General features: G+C 62.3%; 21 protein-coding genes. 10 read left to right on the top strand and 11 right to left on the bottom strand.

Translation table 11 applies throughout. The annotated features are described in order from the left end of the window. Positions 1-22 precede the first annotated feature (22 nt). The 4 genes from ACQZ5G_RS20670 (at position 23) to ACQZ5G_RS20655 (ending at position 5221) form a co-directional block, all read left to right on the top strand. The gene (locus ACQZ5G_RS20670; protein ID WP_020811034.1) at positions 23-976 is read left to right on the top strand and encodes an ABC transporter substrate-binding protein; all 954 of its coding nucleotides are present in this window, start codon (positions 23-25) and stop codon (positions 974-976) included. Positions 977-1210: 234 nt separating this feature from the next. After that, a complete protein-coding gene (locus tag ACQZ5G_RS20665) occupies positions 1211-2050 on the top strand; it encodes a siderophore-interacting protein (protein ID WP_448738612.1) in 840 nt (279 codons plus the stop codon). Further along, entirely contained in the window at positions 2043-2321 is a 279-nt protein-coding gene (locus ACQZ5G_RS20660; RefSeq protein WP_003520927.1) for a phosphopantetheine-binding protein, read from the top strand. The genes ACQZ5G_RS20665 and ACQZ5G_RS20660 overlap by 8 nt, the downstream gene beginning before the upstream one ends. Positions 2322-2383: 62 nt before the next feature. Continuing rightward, the gene (locus tag ACQZ5G_RS20655; RefSeq protein ID WP_448738613.1) at positions 2384-5221 is read left to right on the top strand and encodes a condensation domain-containing protein; all 2838 of its coding nucleotides are present in this window, start codon (positions 2384-2386) and stop codon (positions 5219-5221) included. A 201-nt stretch (positions 5222-5422) separates the two neighbouring features. Here ACQZ5G_RS20655 and ACQZ5G_RS20650 read toward each other — a convergent pair whose 3' ends face one another. Both ACQZ5G_RS20650 and ACQZ5G_RS20645 read right to left on the bottom strand, forming a co-directional pair. Continuing rightward, positions 5423-6769, bottom strand: a complete 1347-nt coding sequence (locus tag ACQZ5G_RS20650; RefSeq protein ID WP_448738614.1) for a condensation domain-containing protein — start codon at positions 6767-6769, stop codon at positions 5423-5425. Positions 6770-6829: 60 nt separating this feature from the next. Continuing rightward, on the bottom strand, positions 6830-11278 hold the full coding sequence (locus tag ACQZ5G_RS20645; protein ID WP_448738615.1) for an amino acid adenylation domain-containing protein: 4449 nt from the start codon (positions 11276-11278) through the stop codon (positions 6830-6832). A gap of 81 nt (positions 11279-11359) precedes the next feature. On the opposite strand from ACQZ5G_RS20645, the gene ACQZ5G_RS20640 reads away from it, so the two are divergent. The 6 genes from ACQZ5G_RS20640 to ACQZ5G_RS20615 all read left to right on the top strand — a co-directional run bounded on the left by ACQZ5G_RS20640 (position 11360) and on the right by ACQZ5G_RS20615 (position 18755). Next, positions 11360-12535 carry an isochorismate synthase gene (locus ACQZ5G_RS20640; RefSeq protein WP_448738616.1) on the top strand — a complete coding sequence of 392 codons (1176 nt, stop codon included), beginning with the start codon at positions 11360-11362 and terminating at the stop codon, positions 12533-12535. 18 nt (positions 12536-12553) lie between these two features. Then, positions 12554-14179, top strand: coding sequence for a (2,3-dihydroxybenzoyl)adenylate synthase (locus ACQZ5G_RS20635; RefSeq protein WP_448738617.1), 1626 nt, complete (start codon positions 12554-12556; stop codon positions 14177-14179). 98 nt (positions 14180-14277) lie between these two features. Beyond that, the gene (locus tag ACQZ5G_RS20630; RefSeq protein ID WP_003520935.1) at positions 14278-15147 is read left to right on the top strand and encodes an isochorismatase; all 870 of its coding nucleotides are present in this window, start codon (positions 14278-14280) and stop codon (positions 15145-15147) included. A 13-nt stretch (positions 15148-15160) separates the two neighbouring features. After that, on the top strand, positions 15161-15916 hold the full coding sequence (gene dhbA, locus ACQZ5G_RS20625) for a 2,3-dihydro-2,3-dihydroxybenzoate dehydrogenase (RefSeq protein WP_003520937.1): 756 nt from the start codon (positions 15161-15163) through the stop codon (positions 15914-15916). Positions 15917-16000: 84 nt separating this feature from the next. Continuing rightward, entirely contained in the window at positions 16001-16714 is a 714-nt protein-coding gene (locus ACQZ5G_RS20620; RefSeq protein WP_003520938.1) for a 4'-phosphopantetheinyl transferase family protein, read from the top strand. Between the two features lie 127 nt (positions 16715-16841). Next, positions 16842-18755, top strand: coding sequence for a PhoX family protein (locus ACQZ5G_RS20615; RefSeq protein ID WP_003520939.1), 1914 nt, complete (start codon positions 16842-16844; stop codon positions 18753-18755). A gap of 107 nt (positions 18756-18862) precedes the next feature. Here ACQZ5G_RS20615 and ACQZ5G_RS20610 read toward each other — a convergent pair whose 3' ends face one another. The 9 genes from ACQZ5G_RS20610 to ACQZ5G_RS20570 all read right to left on the bottom strand — a co-directional run bounded on the left by ACQZ5G_RS20610 (position 18863) and on the right by ACQZ5G_RS20570 (position 26418). Then, positions 18863-19558 carry a cytochrome c3 family protein gene (locus tag ACQZ5G_RS20610; RefSeq protein ID WP_031234041.1) on the bottom strand — a complete coding sequence of 232 codons (696 nt, stop codon included), beginning with the start codon at positions 19556-19558 and terminating at the stop codon, positions 18863-18865. A 2-nt stretch (positions 19559-19560) separates the two neighbouring features. Beyond that, positions 19561-20052 (bottom strand): nitrate reductase cytochrome c-type subunit, encoded by a 492-nt coding sequence (locus ACQZ5G_RS20605; RefSeq protein WP_065655264.1) that lies wholly within the window; start codon positions 20050-20052, stop codon positions 19561-19563. After that, on the bottom strand, positions 20022-22526 hold the full coding sequence (napA, locus tag ACQZ5G_RS20600) for a periplasmic nitrate reductase subunit alpha (RefSeq protein ID WP_448738618.1): 2505 nt from the start codon (positions 22524-22526) through the stop codon (positions 20022-20024). Before napA ends, ACQZ5G_RS20605 begins: the two co-directional genes overlap by 31 nt. Further along, positions 22501-22788: a chaperone NapD gene (locus ACQZ5G_RS20595; RefSeq protein WP_448738619.1), complete on the bottom strand. Its 288-nt coding sequence runs from the start codon at positions 22786-22788 to the stop codon at positions 22501-22503. Before ACQZ5G_RS20595 ends, napA begins: the two co-directional genes overlap by 26 nt. Next, positions 22781-23281 carry a ferredoxin-type protein NapF gene (locus ACQZ5G_RS20590; protein WP_448738620.1) on the bottom strand — a complete coding sequence of 167 codons (501 nt, stop codon included), beginning with the start codon at positions 23279-23281 and terminating at the stop codon, positions 22781-22783. Before ACQZ5G_RS20590 ends, ACQZ5G_RS20595 begins: the two co-directional genes overlap by 8 nt. A gap of 7 nt (positions 23282-23288) precedes the next feature. Then, positions 23289-23474, bottom strand: coding sequence for a periplasmic nitrate reductase, NapE protein (napE, locus tag ACQZ5G_RS20585; protein ID WP_003585411.1), 186 nt, complete (start codon positions 23472-23474; stop codon positions 23289-23291). Positions 23475-23675: 201 nt separating this feature from the next. Continuing rightward, positions 23676-24863 carry an NnrS family protein gene (locus ACQZ5G_RS20580; protein ID WP_448738621.1) on the bottom strand — a complete coding sequence of 396 codons (1188 nt, stop codon included), beginning with the start codon at positions 24861-24863 and terminating at the stop codon, positions 23676-23678. Beyond that, the gene (locus ACQZ5G_RS20575) at positions 24860-25612 is read right to left on the bottom strand and encodes an ATP-binding cassette domain-containing protein (RefSeq protein WP_448738622.1); all 753 of its coding nucleotides are present in this window, start codon (positions 25610-25612) and stop codon (positions 24860-24862) included. Before ACQZ5G_RS20575 ends, ACQZ5G_RS20580 begins: the two co-directional genes overlap by 4 nt. Further along, a complete protein-coding gene (locus tag ACQZ5G_RS20570; RefSeq protein ID WP_448738623.1) occupies positions 25609-26418 on the bottom strand; it encodes an ABC transporter permease in 810 nt (269 codons plus the stop codon). Before ACQZ5G_RS20570 ends, ACQZ5G_RS20575 begins: the two co-directional genes overlap by 4 nt.

Here is a 26418-nt window from a genome sequence, read left to right as displayed (position 1 = left end):
GACATCGAATAAAGGGAATGCCATGCGAATTGCCATCCTCATCGCCGCACTTCTGGCCGCCGGAACGAGCCTCGCCGCCGAGCGCAGCGTGACCGATGCCGCCGGCCGCACCGTCTCCGTTCCGGAAAAGCCGCAGCGCATCGTCGTCATGCACGAGCCGCTGCTCGGCGTGCCGCTGATGGATCTCGACGCCAATGTGGTCGGCGCCTATGGCCGCAACAGCGACGGCAAATTCGCCACCGCCGTCGATTTCGTCGACACCGTTCTCGGTGAGGGCCGCACGAAACCGAAGGGTTTCGGCGCGGTCGGCCAGATCGACCTTGAAAAACTGCGGGCGCTGCAACCGGACCTGATCGTCGCCACGGAAATGGATGGCGGCAAGGCCGAACAGCTCTCCACCGTCGCCCCCGTCTATCTGCAAAAGGTCAGCACCGGCCATGCCTATGGTTTCAGCGTCGAAGAAAACCTTGCCGCCCTGGTCGGGCGAAGCGATGTCTTTGCCGAGCGCCGGAAGACCTATGACACGAAGCTCGCCGCCGTCAAAAAGACGCTGGGCGACGATATCAAGGGCAAAACCTATCTCGCGATCCTGTTGACCGACCAGATCAATGCGGTGGGCGACATGTCCGGCGCGGTGCAGGCATTGGAGGATCTGGGTTATACCCGCCTGAAGATCGACAACGCCGCCTCTTCGGGCGGCATGGGCTCGACCCTGATGATGCCGCTGAGCGCCGATGCCTTCGGCAAGCTCAATCCCGATCTGCTGGTGGTGATGAACAGCTATACCAGCCCCGCCCGCGGTGAGGCCGGAACGCGCGCCGCCCTTGAAAAGATCATTCCCGGCTGGGAGCGTTTCGTAAAACCGGCGCGCGAGAAAAGGATCGTTTTCCTCGATTCCACCAGGGTCACGACGCCTTCCATTCCGAGCGCCCTGCACACATTGAATGAGGTGGAAAGCTGGGCAGGCCGCCGCTGAACGGCTTTATCCAAAGCCAATCTCGGCACGATTTATGTGCCGGGTATAAACTTGAGTTTTTGGAGAAAGTTATATTGCCGGGGCCGAAACCGCCTGTTATGGTTCGCGCATCTTGACGCAACGACGCCGGAATATCGCGCCGGATGAGATTCCCAACGCGCGATCGTCCGGCACGCCGATCCGGGACAGCGAGACCGCCGAACCCGTCGGCGATATCCCAGGAAAGACAATAGCATGAGCATGCCAGAAACCATGGATTCCCCCATTCCGGACCGCACTCCCAAACGCCATCGCCACGCCGTCGCGCTGCGCGCGCTCAATGTCGCGCGCGTCGAAAAGCTCAGCCGGTCCATGGTCCGCATCGTCCTGACCGGGCCGGAACTGGAGGGTTTTGCGAGCCTCGGTTTCGACGACCACGTCAAGATGTTCTTTGCCCAGCCCGGCGAAACCGAGCCGAGCCTGCCGGTGATCGGCCCGAACGGCATTGAATTCCCGGAAGGCGCGCCGCGCCCGCTGGCGCGCGACTACACACCACGCAGCTTCGACGCCGAAAAGGGCGAGCTCGCCATCGATTTCGCCACCCATCACGATGGCCCCGCCAGCAACTGGGCGAAAGCCGCCAAAGCGGGTGACAAAGCGTGGATCGCCGGTCCGCGCGGCTCCTTCACCGTTCCCTTCACCTACGACTGGCACCTGCTGATTGCCGACGATACCGGCCTACCCGCGCTGGCGCGGCGGCTGGAGGAAATGCCTGAGGGCACCCGAGTCGTGGCGTTGATCGAGGTCGAGACGGATGCCGACCGGCTGGAGCTCACGACGAAGGCGGATGCGTCTATCGTCTGGGTGACGCAGAAGACGGAAAACGGAACCGACCACGACCCGCTGGCGGGCGCGCTGCGCAAGCTCGACCTGCCGAAGGGCGATTTCTTCAGCTGGGTCGCCTGCGAATCGAAGGCTGCAAAGGAGGTTCGCGCCCTTCTGGTCGAAGAATTCGGCGCCAACCCCAAATGGACTCGCGCTTCCGGTTACTGGCGGCGCGGCGCCAGCGGCGTTCACGATCATTTCGATGAGTGAACCGGCAATCGCGGCGGACGCCATGCCGAAGGCGGAAACGATGATGACGGAACTCAAGGCCCTTATCGCCAGGGTTCTCGACGATGAAGTGCGCGACATCGAACCGGGGGACAACCTGTTCGGTCGCGGGCTTCATTCGCTAGCCCTCATGCGGCTGATGCCACCGCTTTCACAGCTTGCCGGGACACGGCTCGATTATGAGGATCTGGCCCGGCAGCCCACGCTTGCCGCCTGGCAGGCGCTCATCGAACGGTCGCGCGCGGGACATTGATCCCACGACACAGCATTTTTCGCGCCGGAGCGCGATTCCCGAATATTTCCAAGGAGAGGACCATGGCAGCAGACAATACGCGTATGCTCGCACGTCGCATCGAAGAAACTTTCGACAGGGGAGATGCAGCCCCGCCCAGCCAATACGAAGAACGGGTCTGGTTCGAGCAGTTTCAGGATCCCGATCAGGTCTTCCGCGCCCTTCTCGCCTATCGCATCGGTGAAGAGTGCGATCTGCTGCGCCTGACCTCGGCGCTGAAGACGCTTTGCGAAGTCTGGCCCGAACTTCGTGCACGCTTTGCCTTCGGCGAGGACGGCACGCTTGCCAAGAGCATCGAGGCCCCGTCCGCATCCGTCGTGCAACTGCTGCATGTTCCATCGGCAGGCGAGGCCCTGACCCTGCTGCACGACCTGCAGGCAAGGCCCTTCGATGCCGAGACCGACCCGCCGTTTCAGGCCGTCGTACTTTTGAGCGAGGGAGAAATCCTGCTGGCATTTCTGGTCCACGGCCTGCTCGGCGAAGTCCTCTCGCCGCAAATCCTGCTGGAAGGCATTACGGCGGCCTATGCCGGTGAGACACCGAAACCGCTTTCACCGCGCGCGGTCGAAAGTAACAGTGTCGACCCGCTTCCACTCGGCTGGCTGCAACGTCCGGCCTCCGGCTCGACCGTCGTGGCGCTGCGGCAAAACGGGATCGACAGGCCGGCGAGCCACAGCCACGGCGTCGATCTTCCCGCCACCCTGCTCGGCCTCAACAGCTCCACGGCGACGAATGCGCTTCTGGCCCGCGCCGGATCGCGTTTTGCCCTTTTCCTCGCGAAAACCGGCGGTCCCGAGACAGTAACCCTGCGCCTGCAGCCCGGCGTCGGCGCTGCGATGCCGATGTCAGCCGAGGCTGTGGCACGGGTAGCGATCTCCCGCGACCAAACGCCCGAACAGGCTGAAAAAGCCGTATTGTCCGGTCTGGAGCAGCGAAACGACAATGAAGGCGGAACCACCATCTTCACGCTGCAGGCGCTTGCGACACCCGTTCAGGCCATATCGGAGCATGGGCTCCAGTTCGAGCACCTGCCCCTGCCCTCCCTGCAATCCGGTCTCGGCCTGACGCTTGCCGCCGGTCCGACAACCGCCGGCGATATCCGCCTCGAATTGACGGGCGGAAGGGAGACATCGCCACATGCGACGGCCTTCCTGCTGGAGCGCTTCGTCAGCCATCTCGAAGGCGGGGCTGATTTTTCCGGCATCGTCCCTCAAAACGCCGTGGCGGCACCGCAGCAGGCGGCCCTTTCGAGCGCTGCTTCCGGTGAGAGCGACGACGACACCGTCGCAACGATCCTTGCGGAATTCCGTGAAGCGCTCGTTTCGCCCGACATGGGGCCGGATGACGATTTCTTCGATTTCGGCGGCCATTCGTTGATTGCGACGCGCATCATCGGACGCCTTCTCAGCAATTACGGCATCGAGCTGCGCTTCAACGACCTGTTCAGCTACCCGACCGCCGCCTCGCTCGCAAAACAGGCGACCCGGCTCGAAACCGCAGCACCCGCGCAGGCTGAGGCGACCGCGAGCGGCTCGCTCACCGCACCGCTTTCGCTGGCGCAGATGTCGCTCTGGAAGGCCTATGCCGCCTTCGGTTTCGGCGAAATCTTCAACATTCCCTTCGCGCTCGATTTCCTCGATCCCGTGGATGAGAATGCCTTCGAATGCGCCTTCCTCGATATCATCGAGCGCCATCCCGGCCTGCGCACCCATTTCTACGTCGAAGACGATACGGTTCTGCAGAAGATCGTGCCGATGCACGATCTGCCCGGTTACAAATGGTTCTGGACCAGCGAAGAAAGCGAAGGTGTGGACCGGCACGCGGAGGCCGGCTGGCGGTTCGATCTTGCGCATGAACTGCCGATGCGGCTGCGCTTCCTAAAGGATGCGCAGACCGGCCGCCAGGTGCTTTCCTTCCTCTTCCATCACATCGTGCTCGACGAATGGTCGGTGAACCTGATGATGGACGAGCTGACCGAGGCCTACCGGGCAAGGGCGGCGGGCAAGGCTCCGGTCTTTGCCACCAAGCCGGCGCCCTTCCATGAATTTGCGAGAAAACAGGTCGCATCAGGCGTCAATGCCGACCACCTTGCCTATTGGACCGATATGCTGCGGGATGCGCCGAAAGGCCTTACCCTTAACGGACAGGATGGCACGCCGCACGAGGCATCGCAGGACGAAGCACCGGCGGGCGGCTGGATCGAGTTCAAGCTGGAAAAACATGTCAGCGACGGGCTTTACGCCATTGCCAAGCAGAACAGCGCCTCGCTGTTCAACGTGGTCTATGCTGCCATCGCCGCATCGCTGCGCCATCTCGGCGGGTTGAGCGATCTCGTGGTCGGCACCTCGGCTTCGGGCCGCACCGATAGCGGTTTTTTCGATACGATCGGTTATTTCACCACGGTTGTCGCCCATCGCGTGCGTTTCGGTGAGACCATGACCGTCGGCGACCTGATTTCTTCGGTGAAGAACACCATCAACGGCTCGCTGGAACATAGCGAAATCCCGATCGATCTCGTCGAGGAAGCGCTGGGCATGACGCCCGGCCGCGACCATCTGTTCGAGGTCTTCATCCAGATCCACGCCAAGAACAAGCTTAACGGCACCGTTGCCGGGCCGGATGGCAAGCCGGTGGAGTTTCGCCAGATCGATCCCGACAAGCATGAATCCATGCTGGGGCTGCAATTCGAGGTGATGGAAGAGACGATCGGCGGCGAGCGCTCCATTCGCGTGCTGATGAGCTACCGTTCGGACCGCTACGGCCCTGACGATGTCGAGCGGCTGCGCGAGACCACCAGCGGCGTCTTCTGCCGCTTTGCCGAAGCCGGCGCTTCGAGCCGCGTGCTGACAACGCTCGCCTGAGCTGGACTTGGGGAAGGAAAACCCGGCTTCGCCTTAGCGGAGCCGGGTTCAATTTGTTGGCAAAATCCTGAAAGCCCTCCTACGTCATGCTCGGGCCTGTCCCGAGCATCTGCAGCCCCTCGACTTATTGGACGTGATTAGATCCTCGGCACAAGGCCGAGGATGACGTAGAGTATCGGGTAAGCGTTATCGGCCTTCCCTTCAAACCGCCAGACGGAATGCCGTGGACGCCTCAGCCGCCGCAAGCGTCAGCGCATCCTCGCGCAGCATCGCATCGAGGAACGATGGAAGTTCCTCGCGGTAACGGGCGAAATCCGCCGCTTGCGTCAGTGCTGAATCCGCATCGATATGCAGGTTCAGCTCGCTGCCGTCATCTTCGCCACGGAAGGTCAGGTTGAACCCGTCGCCGGGACCGTTGGCAAGGATGTGCCTGATAACGGTAAGCCCGGCAAAGACCGGCGCGCTGAAGGGCAGGACATTGATGAGCGGCGAGAAGAAGAAGCGCCGGCCCTTCGGGATTTCCCGGTCGGCGGCGATCTGCTCGATGCGGTAGCGGCCATGCAGGCGCTGCTTTCGCAGATTGGCGGCGTTGCGCGTCAGAAATGCGCCGAGGCTCTCGCCCGGCTCGATGGTGAGATGGAAGGGCAAAATATTGACGAGCATGGCCGGCATATGCGCGCCGACGCTGCCCCAGCGGCTCATGAAGGGTAGCCACAAGGTCAGCACATCGCGGTCCGGCCGGGGCAGGACACGGTGGAGATAAAGGCCGGAAAGCAGCACCAGAAGGTCCGGCCAGCCGATCTCCATTGCGCCCGCCACCTGTTGCAACCGCGTGCTGAAACCCTGCGGCAAGGCCGCGTCCGTATGCAGGCCGCCGCCGCCATAATCCTCGCAATCCTTGTCCAGCACCGGCAGATCGGCGGGTGCGGCAAGATAGGCCGCCCAGAAATCGCGGTCCTTTTCAAAACGCCGGCTTTGCTTGTAGGCATCCTCTTCGGCAAGGAAATCGCCGAAGGGGTGGAAATCCGGACCCGCTTCGCCCTTGCCGCAATAGTGCCCGTAAAGCTGACCGCAGCGCTGCTCGACCAGCGTCAGGCCATAACCATCAACGACGATATGATGGGCGCGGATATACCAGAGGTAACGATCATCGGCGATACGGTAGAGCAGCTGCGCCGAAAGCCTGTCGGTTCTGAGATCGAGCCTTGCTTCCACATCCGCGTTCATGCGCCGCAGCGCCTCTTCCACAGGGGCGGAATCGCCGCGGAGATCGACAAGCTCCACCACCGGGGCATGGCTTGGGTCGCAGCATTGCTGCGGCGTCTCGCCATCATCGCCGATGCGGAAACGGATCGACAGGACTTCGGATTCGCGCACGGTGCGTTTGATCGCCTCGATGAGCGCGCTTTCATTCACCGCACCGGAAAGATCGATGTAATGGGCGACGGTGGAAACCGGCTCGTCGGGATGGAAGGAAAACTCCTCCCAGAAATCGAGTTGCGGCTGCGTCAGTGGAAGCCAGCCGCCGGCAGGATCGATATGCGCCATCTGTTTTTCCTTGCACAATTTCCGTTATCGGGCGCGAAGTGCCGCCCGAAATGATTGGGTTCACGCCGCCCGGGCGGCCAGGAGCGAAGTCACCTGTCTGGCGTTGCGGCACCGCAGAAGCTGCTGCGGTGTGAGCTCCACGCCGAAGGCAGTGCGGATTTCAGCCGAGACGGTTTTCAGATGCGAAGGCAGAAGACCGAGCGCCAGCAGGTCGCTGTTCGCATCCACATTCGCCGGTTTTTTACCCAGCACGCCGAGATAGATATCCAGCACCCGGCGGTCGCCCTGATCGACGGCGGGAGCCGCAGGGGCGGAGATTTTTGCCGGTTCCGCAGCACCGGTCAGCAATTCGCGGGCGCGACGGCGATCCGGCTTGCCATTGGCCGAGAGCGGCAGATCGTCGACCTTGAGAAACCGGCCGGGCACATGCGATTCCGGCAGATGCTGGCGGGCAAAATTGCGCAGATCGGCGGTCGAGAGTTCAAGGCCCGGTGCAACGACGTACAGCACGCCGATGGCCGCCTCGCCCTTTTGTTCGACGCCGTAATCCACCACCAGAACCCGCTGGATGGAAGGATGGCGGATAAGCTCGTTTTCCACATCCGGCAGCGAAACGCGCACGCCGCGCACCTTGACGTAACCATTGACGCGGCTGGCAAACATGATCTTGCCATCAGGCCGGTAACGGCCCCGGTCTCCGGTGCGGAAGGCACGCACAGGGTTTCCTTCCGGATCTTTGACCGTCACGAAATCCGTCTGGGTAATCGCGCCATCCTCGAGATAGCCGATTGCCACATTCACGCCGGCCGTATGGATGCGGCCAACAACACCGGCCGGGCAATGGCCGCCCTGATCGTTGAGGACGAAATAACGATTGGCGGGCAACGGGTGGCCATAGGGCACGGCCGCCACATCTTCGGCAACAATCTTGTGCCAGATGCTCCAGATCGTCGTTTCAGTCGGCCCGCCAAGCGATATCAGCCGCAGGCCGGGCTTCAATCTGCGAAGCTCTTCGACGATCATCGGCTTGATGTAATCGCCGCCCTGCGCGACGAGCCGCAGCGAGGCAAGCTGGTCGCCACGGCGGCAGGAGAGAAGCATTTCGAGGATGGCTGGCACCGAGCACCAGAGCGTGACGCCATGTTCGGCCACCAGCTCGTTCCAGCGCACAGCATCCTTTTCCTCGCCCGGTTCCGGCAACACCAGGGTCGCTCCCGCGACGAGCGCGCCGAAAACATCGAAGACGGACATGTCGTGATGCAGCGGCGTGACGGAGATGAACACATCGCCATCCGTCACCGCCCATTCCGCAAGCGTGCTGCCGATGACATTGGCCGTGGCGCGGTTGGAAAGCACGACGCATTTCGGTTTGCCTGTCGTGCCGGAGGTATAGAGATAATAGGCAGGCTCTTCGCTTTGGGAAAGCGCCGCCACCTCCGCCATGGTAACGGGTGCGCCGGCCGGTGCGGGCGCGGACAGAAGCGCCGCCGGATCGACAGCGTCGAAGCCCTGCGGAACGCTGCGGGCGACGACGATCGCCGGGCGGCAATTGGTCAGCAGATAGCGCAGGCGATCTTCCGGCGAGCCGGCATCGACCGGCACCCAGACTGCACCCATCAGCGCTGCAGCGAGCGTGATGGCCGTATGTTCCGGGCTGCGCGGCAGGCACACGGCCACGACATCGCCACGGCCGATGCCGCGCGCCCTGAGGCCCGCCATCGCTCCTGCCACCATCTGACCGAGTTCGCCATAGGCAATACGCCGCTTGCCGCTGACGAGCGCCGTGCGCGACGGGTCGCCCTCGAAAAGATGGCCGGCGATCCGTTCCAGAAATGGCGGGCAGACGAAGTTTCCTTCGTCGCCGTTCAGCCAGTAGTGGGACAGGTCGACAATATCGCGTGCGTTGAAGGAGAAAGCGCCGCTATTGGCGATCCCGGCAATCGCGCGTTCGATGGCGGCGAGAATATCCGCCACCGTCGCCGCATCGATCGCCTGTTCGGCATAGTCGATATCGAGCACGAGATCGCCCTGCGGATTCTGCGAAAAGCGGAAATCCAGCGCCACCTGTGGCGTCTGGGTAAGCCCGCCGGTCCATTGCATCGTCGATTCGGATGAAAGCGTCGGCCAGGTCAGACCGTTGGTGATCACCACCGGCAAGGCGAGCCCGCCCGGATTGGCATTGAGAAGCACACGATTGAGATCGATACCCGAAAAGGCGAGATGGTTCAGCCCTTCCAGCACATCCGTCTGGAGGCCTGCCGCCCGCTCCGCAAAGCTATTCCTGGCCGCATCCCATTGAATGGCGATGAAGCTGGAGCGGTTGGCGAAGGCGCCTTCCACCTGCGGCGCGACGGGAATGCCGACGACGAGCGCGCCTTCGTTGAGCCAGAGCGAGAGCACATCAAGGATAACGGCCGTCAGCGCCGAATTCTTGAACAGCCGCTCTTTCGCACCGATGCGTGAAAAGGCGGTGAAACGCTGTTTTTCGACAGTCAGGCTCTGGCGGCTGTAACGCGAGGTGGGAATGGTTTCGAGCGGTGCTTTCCACGGCAGTTGCGAGGGCACCTCAGCATCTTTCAACTTTTCAGCCCAATAGGCGGCATCCCCGGCACGGGCCGCTGAGATATCCTCCTTCGGCGTTCCGGTCGTAGCAGCGGCTTCCGGCGGCACGACACCATCGAAGAGTTCCGCCGCGAGGCTGGCAATGGCCCGCCCATCAAGGATAAGCGCGTCAAAACGCAGGAAGACCACGATCTTATGCCCCGTCGGCCCTGCATCCGGCATAAGAAACACAGTGACCTGCCATGGCGAGGCTGCGAGATCGAAATGTGCATGGGAAAAATCCCGTCGCACCGCGTCGATCCTTACCTCGGCTTGCGGAAGAGACAGGGCCGAAAGATCGACGAGATCGAGATTGATCTTCGGCTCTTCGGAGACCATCTGCACCAGCCGTCGCTCATCGATGCGGGTGCGCAGGCTTTCATGTCTCGCGACCATCGCGGCAAGCCGCGACCGCAGCAGTTCCGGGTCGATATCGCCGCGATATTCGCGGAACTCCTGCATGGCCACGCCGCTCAGCGGCAGATGGGTGCCGCGCCCGAGCAGATAGGCCTGTTGCAGGGGTGAGAGGGGACGTTCCATGGGCTTTCCTTTTGCCTCGGCTGCCGTTTCCGACCGCTGCGCGACCAAACGCTCCACGCTTTCGCAAGCGAGATCGGGGCTTTCCGCGATCCGGCGAAGAAGAGCGACGTAGGTTTCGAACAAGGCGCGCAGCCAGCGCTCCGGCAGCGCATCGAGCCGCACATCCCAGTTGATCAGCAGACCGCCATCCACCGCCGCCACCTGCGCATCCAGCGCCACCCCCGGCCCCTGCGAGACGGTGTGGACCATCGAACCGAACACCCGCCCGACCCGTTCCGAAAACAGCTCCCCGCCCGGAAGATCGACCCCGGCGGTGAAAACCACCGGCGAGGTCTGCAAACCACCGCGCTGGCGGGAGAGATCGCGCATGACGCTGACGCCCGGATAGGACTGGTGTGCGAGAAGCCCGTTCATTTCATCGAACAGCCGACCAAGCAACGCCTCGAGCGTTTCTTCAGGCCTGATGTCGACGCCGAGCACGAGCACGTTGGAAAACTCGCCGACGATCTCATCGACCCTTTCCACCAGCGGCGCGCGCCAGAAACCCGGCACGGAAAGCCGGAATTTTTCCGCCCTCGACGCCTGAGACAGCGCCAATGCGAAAACACCGAGCAGAAGGGTCGATGTCGTCACGGAAAAACGCCGCGCTGTCCGCTCCAGACTGCCGCGCTCCGCCGCAGAAAGCAGCGTGGCGAGCCGATCCGTGTGAACGGCGCGCACGGTGTCATCGGACAGAAACGGCAGCGGCGGCGCGTCCGGAACATCGGCAAGCCGTTTCCGCCACCACAGCCGGTCCCTTTCGCGCAGGCCCCTCAAGTCCGGATCGGACATGAGACGTTCCGCCCAGTCGAAAAACGACGGGGTCACTGATTCGAGAGTCCGGGTTTCGTCTACGCCTGACGCCGTCTCGTAAAAGCGGGCAAGGTCTTCCATCACGATCCGCACGCTGGCCGGATCGACGGCCAGCATGTCTGTGTCCACATGCAGACGGCAACGCCCTTCCGGCAACAGGCTGAGCGAGATCGCCGCCGGTGCGGCAACGCGAAGATCGGCCCGTCGATGGCTCCATTCCTCGCGCTTCGCCTCAAGACGGCGTGCAAGCGCCTCCGAATCGAGCGCGGCCATGTCCTCCACATCGAGGCGGAGCGGCCGGCCGGCAGGATCGACGGACTGATGGCCTTCAGCATCGATCCTGAGGCTCAGCATGGGGTGACGCCGGCAGAGCCTTTCCACGGCAACGGCCAGTTTTTCCGCATCCACCGCCTGTCCGTCGAATTCGAGGTAGAGATGCGGCGTAACTTTCCCGAGTATTCCATCCGCCTCGCGGCCGACCCAATAGGCCACCTGCATGGGGGTTAAATTTAGCATGTGAATTTGAACCGGTTGACAAAACATGATTAGCATACTCAAGTATAAGCCATCGTCAACCACTCGCACAGGAGGCATCCCATGAAAACGGGAGCACTCAGGACGAATGACGTCGAATCCGACGAAACTACTGAATTTAATAGAGAATTTCTATTTACTTCCGGCAGCGGGCAATTGCGCGCCAAGGGCATTCGCGAAAAGATAACGATTCCCGCCCGGGGCGGCGAAGACATTGCCAGCCCGCTGCAGCAGGCACTGGCCGGCGCCTTCGAGCGTGCGCAGCGGGAGGGACAGGAGAACCCCATCGCCATCGGCGCGATCCCCTTCGATGTCAGCGAACCTTCATGCCTGTATATTCCATACAACTATGAATGGAATTCCAAGGATGCGGAGCCGATCGTCGCCGATTCGGCCATGCCCGCACTTGTCGGACAGAACAGCTTGCCGGACGAGAGCGGTTTCAAACACGCCGTCGAACATGCCATCGTCAATTTCCGCCATTCCGAAGTCCGCAAGGCGGTGCTTTCCGTCATGCGTGAACTGACTTTCGCCTCCGAGGTCAATGTCGAAAGATTGCTGGCGAGCCTCGCCAAACAGAACCGCGAAGGTTACCAGTTCCGCATCCCGCTGCCCGATGGCGGCGACCTGATCGGCGTCAGCCCGGAACTTCTGATTCGCAAGCAGGGAGAGAAAATCATCTCGAACCCGCTGGCGGGATCGGCAAAACGCATGGTCGATCCGGCGGCGGACAAGGCCAATGCGGATCGGCTCTCGGCTTCGGAAAAGGACCATTACGAGCATAGCCTCGTCATCGAGGATATCCGCTCGCTGCTTTCGCCGGTCTGCGCGGAACTCGATGTTCCCGAAAAACCCTCCCTCATCAACACGGCGGCACTCTGGCATCTTTCGACCCGCATCGAAGGCCGTCTCGCCGATCCGGAAACCAATGCGCTGCAGCTTGCCTGCCTGCTGCACCCGACGCCAGCCGTCTGCGGCTTCCCCACCGAGCGCGCCCATCGCCTCATCCGCTTCGTCGAGCCTTTCGAGCGCGGCCTCTTCACCGGCATGGTCGGCTGGACGGATTCGCAAGGAAACGGCGAATGGGTGGTGACCATCCGTTGCGGCACCGTGCAGCGGGAAACCGTGCGGCTCTTTGCCGGCGCGGGCATCGTGGAAGCCTCGGAGCCCGAATCCGAATGGGCCGAGGTGCAGACCAAGCTCAAGACCATGCTGAACGCCTGCGGTCTTGCGGCCTAATTTTTCCAGGGACAAACCATGACAATCGAATTCCAACGCTGGCCCGAGGATTTCGTTCGCCGATACCGCGAACGTGGCTACTGGATCGACCGGCCGCTGAGCGGCATTCTCGCCGAACAGGTGGAGCGCCGGCCGGACGCCGCAGCGCTGATCTGCGGCGACCGTCGTTTCAGCTATGCCGATCTCGACCGGCAATCCTCCAATCTGGCCGGACATCTCTCCGCCGCAGGCATCGGCAGGGGTGATACGGCGCTGGTGCAATTGCCGAACATAGCCGAGTTCTATCTCGTCTTTTTCGCGCTCATCAAAATCGGCGCCGCCCCCGTCAATGCGCTTTTCAGCCATCGCCGGCTGGAAATGACCTCCTATGCGGAGCAGATCGCGCCGAAGCTGGTGATCGCCTCGCGCAGCCACGAGCTTTTCGCCGATGACACATTTGTGGAGGCGCTGAAGGCGGTCTCTCCAAAGCTTGCCGTAACCCTGCTGCTCGGCGAAACCGATCCGCAGCGAAGCCTGGAGCAGAAGCTGGCCGCCCCGGCCGAAAATCCACCGGCTTACGCCCCTTCCGCCGCCGATGAGGTGGCGCTGTTCCAGCTTTCCGGCGGCAGCACCGGAACGCCGAAACTGATCCCCCGGACGCATAACGACTACGACTACAGCGCCCGGGCCAGCGCGGAGATTTGCGAACTTTCGCCGCAGACCCGCTTCCTCTGCGCCATTCCGGTGGCGCATAATTACCCGATGAGTTCGCCCGGCGCGCTCGGTGTATTCCACGCCGGCGGTACCGTGGTGATGGCCGCCAATCCGGAGCCGCTTGCCTGCTTCGATCTGATCGAAAAACACGGCGTCGATATCGTGCCGCTGGTGCCGCCGGCGGTGGCGCTGTGGCTGCAGGCGGCTCCCGCCCATCGCGAACGGCTGAAGTCGCTGAAGCTCCTGCAGGTCGGCGGCGCAAGCTTCGCCGAGGCTTTGGCCCGCCAGGTGCCGGAAGTGCTGGGCTGCGATCTGCAGCAGGTCTTCGGCATGGCGGAAGGTCTGGTGAACTACACCCGCTTCGGTGATCCCGACCATATCGTCTTCACCACGCAAGGCCGGCCGATCAGCCCGGATGACGAAATCCGCATCGTTGATGAGGACGGCAACGACGTGCCCGAGGGCGAAGCCGGCATGCTGGCGACCCGTGGTCCTTATACATTCCGGGGCTATTACCGCGCCCCCGAACACAGCGCCCGGGTCTTCGACGAGGATGGCTTCTATTATTCCGGCGACGTCGTGCAGCGCACGCCCGAAGGTTATCTCCGGGTCGTTGGCCGGGTGAAGGACCAGATCAATCGCGGCGGAGAAAAGGTCGCCTCGGAAGAGGTGGAAAACCTGATCCTGCGGCATCCGGATGTGACGCACGCGGCGCTTGTGGCGATGCAGGACGAACTTCTCGGCGAAAAAAGCTGCGTCTTCGTCGTGTCGCGCAATCCCGCGCTCAAGGCGCCAGCCATCCGCCAGCATCTCGCCGGTCTCGGCGTCGCGGACTACAAGCTGCCGGACCGTGTGCGCTTCATCGAGGCCATGCCGCTCACCGCCGTCGGCAAGATCGACAAGAAGCGCCTGCGCGACCTGCTGACGGCCCCCGTCGCCATCAGCGCCTGACAAGCAGCGCCAATCGAAAGGGACGCTCAAAAAAGGGCGTCCCCAATTCCAAAGATTACGCGCCGCCCGAGCCGGCGCAGCAAAAAACCGAGGTCATCATGACGATCCCCACCATTTCCGACTATCCGATGCCGGTCGCCGCGAACTTTCCGGCCAACAAGACAAAATGGCAGCCCGATGCGAAACGCGCCGTACTGCTCATCCACGACATGCAGCGTTATTTCCTGCGGTTTTACGAGGCCGACGGCAAGCTGATGACCGCCCTCATCGACAATCTCGCCAAGGTGAAGGCATGGGCCGTAGAGAACGGCGTGCCGGTCATCTATACCGCCCAGCCGCATAACCAGCCGCCGGGCGACCGCGCGCTCCTGAACGACATGTGGGGGCCGGGTCTCACCGTCGTCGATCCGGAATTGCAGAAGGTGGTCGACAAGCTCGCGCCGACGCCCGACGACGTGGTTTTGACCAAATGGCGCTACAGCGCCTTCCAGCGTTCCGACCTTGCTGAGCGCATGAAAGGCTGGGGCCGCGACCAGATCATCGTCGGCGGCGTTTACGCCCATATCGGCTGCATGATGACGGCGGTGGAAGCCTTCATGAAGGATATTCAGCCCTTCATGATCGGTGACGGTGTCGCCGATTTTTCCGAGGCCGAACACCGCATGGCGCTGCAATATGTGGCGACGCGCTGCGGCGTGGTGATCGACACCGCAAGCCTTGTCGGCGCAGGCGAGGCCACCGGCACCCGCGAATGGCTGAAAGCCCGCGTCCTGCAGATGGTGGAGGATGAAAGCGATATCGACCCCGATGAGAACCTCATCTTCTACGGACTGGATTCACTGCAGGTGATGAAGCTTGCCGGCGAGCTGAAGGAACGCGGTGTCACCGTCGGCTTCGATGAGCTTGCGCGTGTGCCGACACTCTCCGCCTGGTGGGCGCTGATCGAAGAAAAGCGGCTCGCAGCCTGAGCGGACGGACAAGATGACGCAACAGAGATTTACCGGACGGCGTGTGCTGGTGACGGGCACGGCCCAGGGCATCGGCCGCCGCATCGCCGAACGTTTCATCGAGGAAGGGGCCGAGGTCATCGGCCTCGACCTTCTGGCCGACACGGCGGACGCCCCCTTCCGCCAGATCGCACTCGACATCACCGATGCGGCGGCAGTGGAGACGACCTGCAAGGCGATCGAGAGCGAATGGGGTGGGCTCGATATTCTGGTCAATGCCGCCGGCATTTTGCGGCTCGGCGACAGCGAAAGCCTGACGCCGGCGGACTGGAAGGCCTGCATGGACGTCAACGCCGCCGGGCCATTCTACATGCTGCGGCAATGGAGCGGCACCTTCAAGCGGCAGCGGCGCGGCGCCATCGTCAATGTCGGCTCCAATGCCGCCGTCGTGCCGCGCATCGGCATGATGGCCTATTGCGCTTCCAAGGCGGCGCTGGTCAGCCTCAGCCATTGCGCCGCCCTTGAGCTTGCGCCCTATGGCGTGCGCTGCAATGTCGTTTCACCCGGCTCCACCGATACGCCGATGCTCGCCGGCATGCTGAGCGATCCTTCCGGCAAGGACCGGCTGGTCGCCGGCCTGCCCGAGCAGTTCAAGCTCGGCATCCCGCTCGGCAAGATCGCGAGGCCGGACGATATCGCCGATACGGTGCTGTTCCTCGCCTCCGATCAGGCCGGCCATGTGACGATGCAGCAGATCGTCGTCGATGGCGGCGCGACGCTTGCGGCCTGAACGGGAGCGGGAGGGCGAAAAGCGTGAGCGGTTTCGCCATCCCGCTCACATCATGATCTAGGCCGCTGGATGAAGGTGACGGACATGGCCATTGCAACGGCGTTTCATCGCGAAGCCGTCTCCGGCGATCCACCGGAGGCCATCTGGCCTTGGCCGGACGACAGCGGCGATTGCCATTGCCTCACCCTTCGTTACAGCGCCGATGAGGGTTGCGGCGGCGAGGTCCCTCCCTTGCCGCCGCAGCTTTTACACGCACTGCCCAAACGCAAGGCGGAGTTCATCGCCGGGCGCAGATGCGCGGCCGAGGCCATCCGCCGCCTCACCGGCCGCTCCACCTTTCCCGGCATGGGTGAGGACCGCGCGCCCCTCTGGCCCGAAGGCGTGATCGGCGCGATTTCCCACAGCCACGAGCGGGCGATTGCCCTTGCCGGCTCTTCCGGGCGGTTCCGCGGCATCGGCATCGATATTGAAAGGCTTCTGAATGAAGAGGAGGCCTGCGATATCGCCACGCAGGCCCTGACGGCGAATGAACGCCACAGCCTCGGCAACGCCATAGACCCCTTCATGACCGGTCTGATTTTTTCGGCCAAGGAAAGCCTGTTCAAGGCGCTTTATCCGACAGTGAAACGGTTTTTCTTTTTCGAGGCGGCGGAATTATCCGGCTTCGACGACAACGGCTCGGCCTCGCTGCGGCTGACCGCCGACATAGGCGGCGAATGGCGCAGGGGAACGGAGATTCCCTTCCGCTTCTGCCGCTTCGACGGCTTTCTTGTCACCCGCATCCTGATCCGGCGCTGACGAAAAAAGCCGCCCCGGCGCGGGGAAAATGACCGCCGATACTGCCCTTTCCGTCATCCGCATGAAATATTGGGACGGTAGGCACCTTGCTGGAATGATTCCAAACAAGCAACGGTGGAGACAGACTATGACCGACATCGATACGAGCAAATTGTCCTGGGACGAGTGGGACGAACTGCAGAACCCGCCGCCGGCCGAAACCGATTTCGACCGCGTCGTCGAAACCGCGATTTCCCGCCGCGGCTTTCTGGGCGGCGTGCTTGCCTTCGGTTCGGCCGCGGCCGCCATGGGCACGCTCGGCAACCTGATGAGCAGCACCTCGGCCGAAGCGCAGGAAGCCGCCGTCGGCCGTTTCCCCTTCAAGCCGGTTGCCGCCGCCACCGACAACACCATCCATGTCCCGGAAGGTTATAACTGGAAGCCGCTGGCGAAATGGGGCCAGCCGCTGTTCTCCAACGTTCCCGATCTCGACCCCGCCAAGGGCGTCAGCGTTGAAAACTCCGACAAGGTCTTCGGCGAAAACACCGACGGCATGGAACTCTTCGTGGTCGGCAGCCACCAGCTGATCGCCGTCAACCATGAATATGTGAACCCCGAAGTCAACCTTCCGCACGCTGAGAAAGGCAATCCGAAGACGGCCGACGACGTGAAAATCCTGCAGAACATGCAGGGCGTCACCGTCATGGAAGTCGCGGAAGACAAGGACGGCTGGAAGATCGTTCTCGACAGCCCCTTCAACCGCCGTATCCACCACAACACGCCAATGAAGCTTTCCGGCCCGGCCGCAGGCTCCGATCTCGTCAAGACCGCCGCCGACCCGAAGGGTGTCGACTGTCTCGGGACCTTCAACAATTGCGGCGCCGGCCGCACGCCCTGGGGCACCTACCTCACCTGCGAAGAAAACTTCAACGGCTATTTCGGCACCACCGATGCCGCCTTCAAGCTGCCTGACGATTACAAGCGTTACGGCATCGTCGCCGAAACCCGCTACGCCTATGAGAAGTTCGACGAGCGTTTCGACGTCGCCAAGAACCCCAACGAACCGCGCCGCGCCGGTTACGTGGTCGAGATCGATCCTTCGAACGCCTCCTCCACCCCGATCAAGCGCACCGCGCTTGGCCGCATCAAGCACGAAAACGCCGCCGTGGTCATCGCCCGCGATGGCCGTGTCGTCGTTTACATGGGTGACGACGAGCGTGGCGAATTCCTCTATAAATTCGTCTCCAACGGCATTTACGTGCCGGGCGGCGACACCTCGAAGCTGCTCGACGAAGGCACGCTTTACGTCGCGAAGTTCGCCGATGACGGCGCCGGCGAATGGCTCGCCCTGACGCCTGAAACCACCGGAATGAAGATGGACGAAATCTGCGTCTTCACCCGTCAGGCCGCCTCCAAGGTCGGCGCAACGACCATGGACCGCCCGGAATGGGTCGCCATCAACCCGGTCGCCATCGAAGCCTATTGCGCGCTGACCAACAACAGCCGTCGCGGCGAAATGAAGGACGGCAAGCTGCGCGCCAATGCCGGCGGCGACGCCATGGCAATCAATGCCGCCAACCCGCGCGAAAAGAACGAATACGGCCAGATCGTGCGCTGGTATCCGGAAAATGACGACCATGCGGACGGCAAGTTCAAGTGGGACCTGTTCTGCATGGCCGGCAACCCTTCCGTCCACAAGGACGCCTATGCGGGTTCTTCGAACATCAACGAAGGCAACATGTTCAATTCGCCTGACGGCATGATGTTCGATAGCACCGGTCTGCTCTGGATCCAGACCGATGGCGAGGACACCAATGAAGGCAACTTCGCCGGCCAGGGCAACAACCAGATGCTGGCGGGCGACCCGGCCACCGGCCGTATCGAGCGCTTCCTCACCGCCCCGAAGGGTTCCGAAGTCACCGGCCAGACATGGTCCGGCGACAAGCGCACCCACTTCGTCGGCATCCAGCACCCCGACGCTCCCTTCCCGGATGGCGAAGGCAAGCTGCCGCGCTCGACCGTCATCGCCATCAAGCGCGATGACAATGTGAAGATCGGCTAAGCCATAGACATATTGGCAACCGGATCGCCGCGACAGCCGCGATCCGGTTGCACTGACGAAAACGCCGTGCGCCCGAAGGGATGCACGGCGTTTTGTTCTTCAGGCGATCAGAACACGTTCCGGTGCACATCCGTCATCGCACGCCGCAGGTCGTCGACGGCGGAGGCCGTCGGCCCCGGCTGGTCGTTGAGCGCTGGCGGCATTTTCCAGCCGGGGTCTATGCCTTCCATATTGGGCAATTCATGGGCGATGCCTTTATGGCAATCGATGCAGGTGGCCTTGCCCGTCAGCAGATATTTGGAATGGATATCGGCGGCGCGCTGCGTCTGTTTGGTAAAGTCCATGGCGGCGGAGGAATGGCAGTTGCGGCATTCCAGGCTGTCATTGGCCTTCAGGCGCGACCATTCGTGCTGGGCAAGCTCCAGCCGCTTGTCGAGGAACTTCTTGCGCGTATCGATGGTGCCGAAAATCTTGCCCCAGACCTCCTTCGAGGCCTGCATCTTGCGGGCGATCTTGTCCGTCCACTCATGCGGCACATGGCAATCCGGACAGGAGGCGCGCACACCGGAGCGGTTGGAGAAATGCACCGTCCGCGTCAGTTCCTCATAAACATTCGCGCGCATCTCATGGCAGGAAATGCAGAAGGCTTCCTTGTTGGTCATTTCGAGCGCGGTGTTGAAGGCGCCCCAGAACATGACTCCGCCGACGAAACCGCCAAGGGTGAGGAAGGCGAGGCTGAGCGTGCCGGCCGGCGTCGTCAGAACCGCCCAGAGCCAAACGAGAAGTTTTTTCACACGGGCGATCATCATTCGCTACCCGCCGGTTTGACGCCCATCTCGCTCATGTCCTGAAAGGTGTTGGGCACGAGCGGCCGTGTGTCGGCCTGCGGCACATGGCAGGCGGTGCAGAAATAACGGCGCGGCGAAACATCCGCCAGCATCTGGCCTTCGCGCGTCATGTAGTGGGTGACGCTGATCATCGGCGCGCCGGAATCCTGCGTGAATTCGCGCTTGTGACAGGAGAGACAGCGGTTGGCATTGACCGAAAGCTGGTAACCGTCGATCGAATGCGGGATGACCGGCGGCTGTTCGGGATAGGCGCGCATGCGCCTGAAATCGTCGATCACCCATTTCGGCAGGGGTTTCGCAGGTTCGGTCTGCATGGCATCGCCGCGCGGACCGGACAATTCCGGCACCATCTGCGCAACGGCCCCCGTCGCCACCGTCGCAACGACGAAAGCGGCGATCATCCATCCGTGTTTCCTGATCATGCGACCGGCTCTATCTTGACTGCGCATTTCTTGAAATCCGTCTGCTTGGAGATGGGATCGGTTGCGTCGAGCGTCACCTTGTTGATGAGCTGGCTGGCATCGAACCAGGGAACGAAGATGACACCGGGCGGCATGCGGTTGCGGCCGCGCGTTTCCACGCGGGAGCGTATTTCGCCACGGCGCGAGACGATGCGGATTTCCGCGCCCTGATTGAGCCCGCGCTTGCGCGCATCGTCGGCATTCATGAAACAGCGGGCGCCGGGAAAGGCCTTGTAGAGTTCCGGCACACGCATGGTCATGGAGCCGGAATGCCAGTGCTCCAGCACGCGACCCGTCACCAGCCAGGTATCGAATTCCGCATCCGGGGATTCCGCCGGCGGCTCGTAGGGCACGGCGATGATGACCGCCTTGCCGTCCTTGTTGCCGTAGAATTTCACGCCCTCGCCCGGTTTGACATAGGGGTCGTAACCTTCGCGGTAACGCCACAGCGTTTCCTTGCCATCCACCACCGGCCAGCGCATGCCGCGCACCTCGTGATAGGCATCGTAAGGCGCCAGATCGTGGCCGTGGCCGCGCCCGAAGGCGGCATATTCCTCGAAGAGACCCTTTTGCAGATAGAAGCCGAAGTGTTTTGCTTCCTGGTTCTCGTATTCGCCGTTGATCTCGCTTAACGGGAACTTGCCGACATCGCTGTCCTTGAAGAGCACCTCGTACAGCGTCTTGCCGCGATAGGCGGGATTGGCGTCCAGTATCTCCGCCGGCCACACCTCATCCGTGGTGAAGCGCTTGGAGAACTCCACCAGCTGCCAGAGGTCGGAACGCGCCTCGCCCGACGCCTCCACCAGCTGGTGCCAGACATGGGTGCGCCGCTCGGCATTGCCGTAGGCCCCCTCCTTCTCCACCCACATGGCGGCGGGCAGGATGAGGTCAGCGCTCATGGCCGTGATGGTCGGATAGGCATCCGAAACAACGATGAAATTTTCCGGGTTGCGATAGCCCTGATAGGTCTCGTTCTTGGTGTTGGGACCGGCTTGGACGTTATTATTGACCTGCACCCAGTAGAAATTCAGCTTGCCGTCATGCAGCATGCGGTCCTGCTGCACGGCGTGATAACCCGGCTTTTCCGGGATGATGCCGTGCGGGATGCGCCAGATTTCCTCGGCATGTTTGCGGTGTTCCGGGTTGGTCACCGTCATGTCGGCCGGCAGGCGATGGGCGAAGGTGCCCACCTCGCGCGCCGTGCCGCAGGCCGAGGGCTGGCCGGTGAGCGAGAACGGGCTGTTGCCCGGCTCGGAAATCTTTCCGGTCAAAAGATGGATATTGTAGACCATCTGGTTGGCCCAGACGCCGCGCACATGCTGGTTGAAACCCATGGTCCAGAGCGACATGACCTTGCGGTTGGGGTCGGCATAAAGCTCGGCCAGCTCCTCCAGGAAGCCGGCTTCCACGCCGGTCATGGCGGCGGTCTTTTCCAGCGTGTATTCGGAGACGAATTCCTTGAAGGTCTCGAAATCGATCGCTTCGGTCTTGGTCGGATCGGCGGAATTGGCGGCATTTACCTCCACCGGATTGTCGGGCCGCAGGCCATAACCGATATCGGTGACACCGCGCACGAATTTCGTGTGGTTCTTCACGAAGTCTTCGTTGACGCGCCCGGTCTTGATGATGTGGTTGGCAATGTAATTGAGGATGACGAGATCCGTACCCGGCTTGAAGACCATCGGAATATCGGCAAGGTCCATGCTGCGATGGGTGAAGGTCGAAAGCACCGCCACCTTCACATGGTCGAAGCCCAGACGCCGGTCGGCAATGCGCGTCCACAGAATGGGATGCATCTCCGCCATGTTCGAACCCCAGAGCACGAAGGCATCGGCATGCTCGAAATCATCGTAACAGCCCATCGGCTCGTCCATGCCGAAGGTGCGCATGAAGGCGTAAGCGGCGGACGCCATGCAGTGGCGGGCATTGGGATCGAGATTGTTGGAACGGAAACCGGCGCGCATCAGCTTGGTCGCGGCATAACCTTCGAAGATCGTCCACTGGCCGGAGCCGAACATGCCCACGGCCGTCGGCCCCTTCTCCTTCAGCACCCGCTTGCACTGCTGCGCCATTACGTGGAAGGCCTCATCCCAGCTCACCGGCTCGAACTCGCCGTCCTTGGCGTAGACGCCGCCTTTTTTGCGCAGAAGCGGGGTTTGCAGGCGGTCCTTGCCATACATGATCTTGGACAAGAAATAGCCCTTGATGCAGTTGAGGCCGCGATTGACCTCCGCCTGCATGTCGCCATGGGTGGCGACGACCTTGCCTTCCTTGACGCCGACCATGACGCCGCAGCCCGTGCCGCAGAAACGACAGGGCGCCTTGGACCACTTGATCTGCAATGCGGAAACCCCGCCCGGCACCGGCTGGGCAGCGGCCGGTAGCGCAATACCCGCCGTTGCCGCCGCAATGCCGGCGGCATGGGCCTTCAATAGATCACGCCGCGTCAGTTCGCTGCTCATCGCCGCTTGTCTCCTCTGTGTCGACGTGTTCGAAAACCATGTTGGCGGCAATCACACCGTCGAGTGTCGAAATATAAGTGAGCGTATCGCCCAGCATGCCGGTGCTCGTGCCGTCTATGACGATGACGATCTTGCCGTTGCCCTCGCCATGAACCTCGACATTGTCGAGCTTTAAAAGCGTTGCCAGCACGGCGTCCCGCATCTGCGGCATCACCGCCACCACGGCGCTTGAAACATGATACCGGCCTGTATTTTCAGGCATATTGCATCTCCGTGGCTCTATCTTTGATCTCGATCACACTGGCGGGACAGACGGACACGCAGGCCCCGCAACCGGTGCAGGCATCTTCCAGCAGTTCCGGAACGAAGGGGCCGCCGCGCCGGGGCCGAAACCGGATAGCCTCGGTCGGACAGGCATCGCGGCAGGCCTGACAATCGATATTGCCGAAGGCGAGACACCCCTCACCGATCGCCATGACATGATCGAAGCGCTGCGCCGCGGGGGCGGCAAAGACAGGCTCGGGACAGGCCTCCGCGCATTTGCCGCAGAAGGTGCATTCCGCAGCGGAGAAATCCACGCAAGGCAGACCGTCCGCCATGGCAATGATGCCGGTGGGACAGGCCTCGACGCATTTTGCACAACCGCTGCACGCGGCGAGGTCGCTCAACGCGACCCCGGGGGGACAGATGCGTGGTCTATTTTTTTGCCCGCCGCGCAGGAAATCGCGCCGGCTGAGAGAGACTTCCATCATCATCTCGCCCTCAATGTCCGGGCGGCCCCGGCGGGCCGTAAATGATCTGGAACATCCAGACAATAAAACCATAGGCTCCGACAAATCCGACCGCCAGAATGGGCCAGATTCCAAAGGCCAGAACGGCGAAGGTCACAAGTTCCCTCGTCCGGCTCGGCTTTTCATCTGCGTGTTGAGGCGCGACTATTTTAGGCATATTCGCGGTTCCCTATTCGGTTGGAGTTATAATCGACCAAAAAGAAAATATGTTCAACCACTTGATTTTATTGATTATTTATTAAAACTAACATTCATCAATACCCCTCCTCCAAGCCACTGATTTCACATTGTGCTTTTGCCGAAAAAATAAACAAATTCGTCAGAACAGTGATGTCGGCGCAGCGGGGCAAGGTCTGTCTCATCCGCATGCCCCCGCCTCATCGATGCCAGGCGAGCGCATGAAAGGCAGAAAGCCCTGCAACCAGACCCCGAAACTCGCCGCCCACAAAACGGCGCTGAGGCCATGGTGATAGGGCGATAATGTCGCGGCAAAATCGAATTCCGGCAGGATGCGGACCAGACCGGCCATCGCCATCAGAACGGCGGCCGCATGCGTCTGCCATGGCAGATACGTCAGATTGCGGCCCGTATGCCGCAGCCCGGCAATGATGAAGACGGCCATGATGGCGCATCCCAGCGCCCCGACCGACAGCAGATGCAGCCCTGCGGCGGGCGTGACGGGAAAACCGAGCCGTGTCGCGCCGAGCGCCAGAAAACCCGCGCCCGCAAAGGCGTTGCCGAGGCCAAGCAACAGCACCTCGGTCTTGAAGGCGGCACGCCCGATGAACCATTCGGCCAACCGGTCGAAAAAGGCGGCCCCGGCCGCAAGCGAAAGCCAGGCGCAGACATCGCTTTGCGGAAAGAAAAGTTTCGCCGCCATGTAAAGCGTCACCATGGCGCCCGCCATATGCTGGCGGCCGGGATGCGGCCGGTAAGGCGTGGTCTCGCCACCCGGATCGAGCGCCAGATTGATGACGACCACATTGATACGCGCGGCGGAAAGTGAAAACAGCACGGTGAAAATGCACAGCGCCGCTTCCAGAAAGCGGGATGCAAGTTCGAGATCGCCGCTCCACCAGGCATAACGCACACCCGCTTCAGCCGCCGTAAACAGAAGAAGCCAGATAAGGAACGCCAGGTGCTTCGCCGTGCGCCGCGCCAGCATCGCCCTGCCGATGAGAACAGAGAGCGCGAGCAGAAAGGCGAGATCGAAAAAACCTGCAAACAGGCTCCCTGCCTCCATCCCGAGAAAGCCGATAAGGCGGCCCGGCAACCAGAGACCGGCAAGATGAAGCAGCGTTCGTCCCTGCGTCGGCTTCGTATCCGTCCATTCCGGCACCGCCGAGCCAAGAAAACCGGCAAGCGCCATGCCATAAGTGCCGAAGATCATTTCATGGGCGTGCCATTGCGATGCAGGCACCGCATCGGCGAAAGGCAGGGCATAACCACCGATGACGATCCACAGGAAGGGCCAGCTCGCACCGTGCAGGGCGGCCAGAGGGAAAAACAGCCGCAAGGCTTCGGAAAGGATGGGGGGCTGCCTCATCGTACCCGCTCCTTTGCTGAAAATAATTCGGCGAAGGCCGGGCTCTCGGACAGGCGTTCCGCTTCGTCGAAAACCGCACGCGCCATGCGCCGGCCCGGCGAACCCGCGGGCTCATGCGCGGCAATGACTCGGCCATCGACGCCGGAGAGCACGATCAGCCTGTCGGCAACCAGCAACGCCTCATGAAGATCATGGGTGACGAGAAGGGTGGAAAAACCGCGCCGGCGGGCGGCGCTCACCAGAAGCTCCTGCAAATGACGGCGCAGGCCGACATCGACGGCGCTGAAGGGCTCATCCAGAAACAGCATGTCCGGCTCCACGGCGAGCGCCCGCGCAACGCCGGCGCGCTGGCGCATGCCGCCGGAGAGTTCCACCGGATATTTACCGAAATCCGCCGCCTCCAGACCGACTTCCAGCGCAAAACGGCCCGCCCTTTCGCGCCGCTCCCGTTTCGGCATGCCGGCCGCCGCAAGGCCGTAGGCGATGTTGTCGATAAGCGTCATCCACGGCAGCAGCCTCGGCTCCTGAAACACCAGCCCCTGCCGGCGATAATGGCGGTGCACGCGGCCGCGAACAGGATCGATGATACCAGCCGCGATCTGCAAAATCGTCGTCTTGCCGCTGCCGGAGGGGCCGAGCAGCGCCACGGTTTCCCCCGGCGCTATGCCGAGATTGAAATTCTCGAACAGGCTGCGGCCGAGAAAGGCGTGGCCGACATGTTCGAAGCGCAGGATGGAACGGTCGCTCATCGTTTGACACCCCATGGTAGCCCGGCGGCGCGCCAGCGTTCCAGCGCCTCGCGCAGCAGATGCAGCAGGCCGTAATCGGTCAGCAGCGCCAGCGCGACGGTGATGGTGAGCCAGGCGCTGACCTGTGCGATGTCGAACAGCGCGCGTGCGGTGGCCAGTTCGCCGCCAATGCCGCCGGAATTCGAAAGGAGCTCGGCCATGACGGTTACTTTCCACGCGCTTCCGGCCGTCGTCGTCCAGGCCGGGAAGAGGTAGGAGAGCACATGCGGCATGGTGACGGTGCGCAGCCGGTAAAACCATGGAGCGCCGAAGGCCTGCGCCATCACCTCCAGCTGACGGTCCCGCTTGGCGACACCTTCCAGCGCACCGGCAAAGGACACGGGAGCCGAGGCGATGATGACGGTCATGACAGCCGTGCCCCCCGACGAGCCGAACCAGATGAGCGCAAGCACGATCCAGCCGATGGGCGGCACGCCGAGCAGAACGGTGACGACAGGCTTCATCAACCGCATGGCCGCGAAAGAATAGCCCGCCAGCACGCCCGCCACCGTGCCGATGCCGGCGGCGATGGCAAAGCCGGTCAGGGCCCTGACGGCGCTCTGCGACAGGATGGCGAAGAAATTCGGTCGTGCCGCCAGAAGCCCCATTGTCGCGAAGGTCTCCCCGGGCGAAGGCAGGATGAAGGAGCCATAAATCTCATGCCCGGCCTGCCAGGCGGCGAGAAAACAGAAAATGCCTGAAAGCCCGGCCCAGCCCGCCCAAAGATAGCGGCCCATCCAGCCAAGACTTTCGAGAATGCGGTTCAT

Source organism: Agrobacterium sp. 22-214-1, from assembly GCF_053522465.1.
This window is presented reverse-complemented; position numbering and strand designations above follow the sequence as displayed.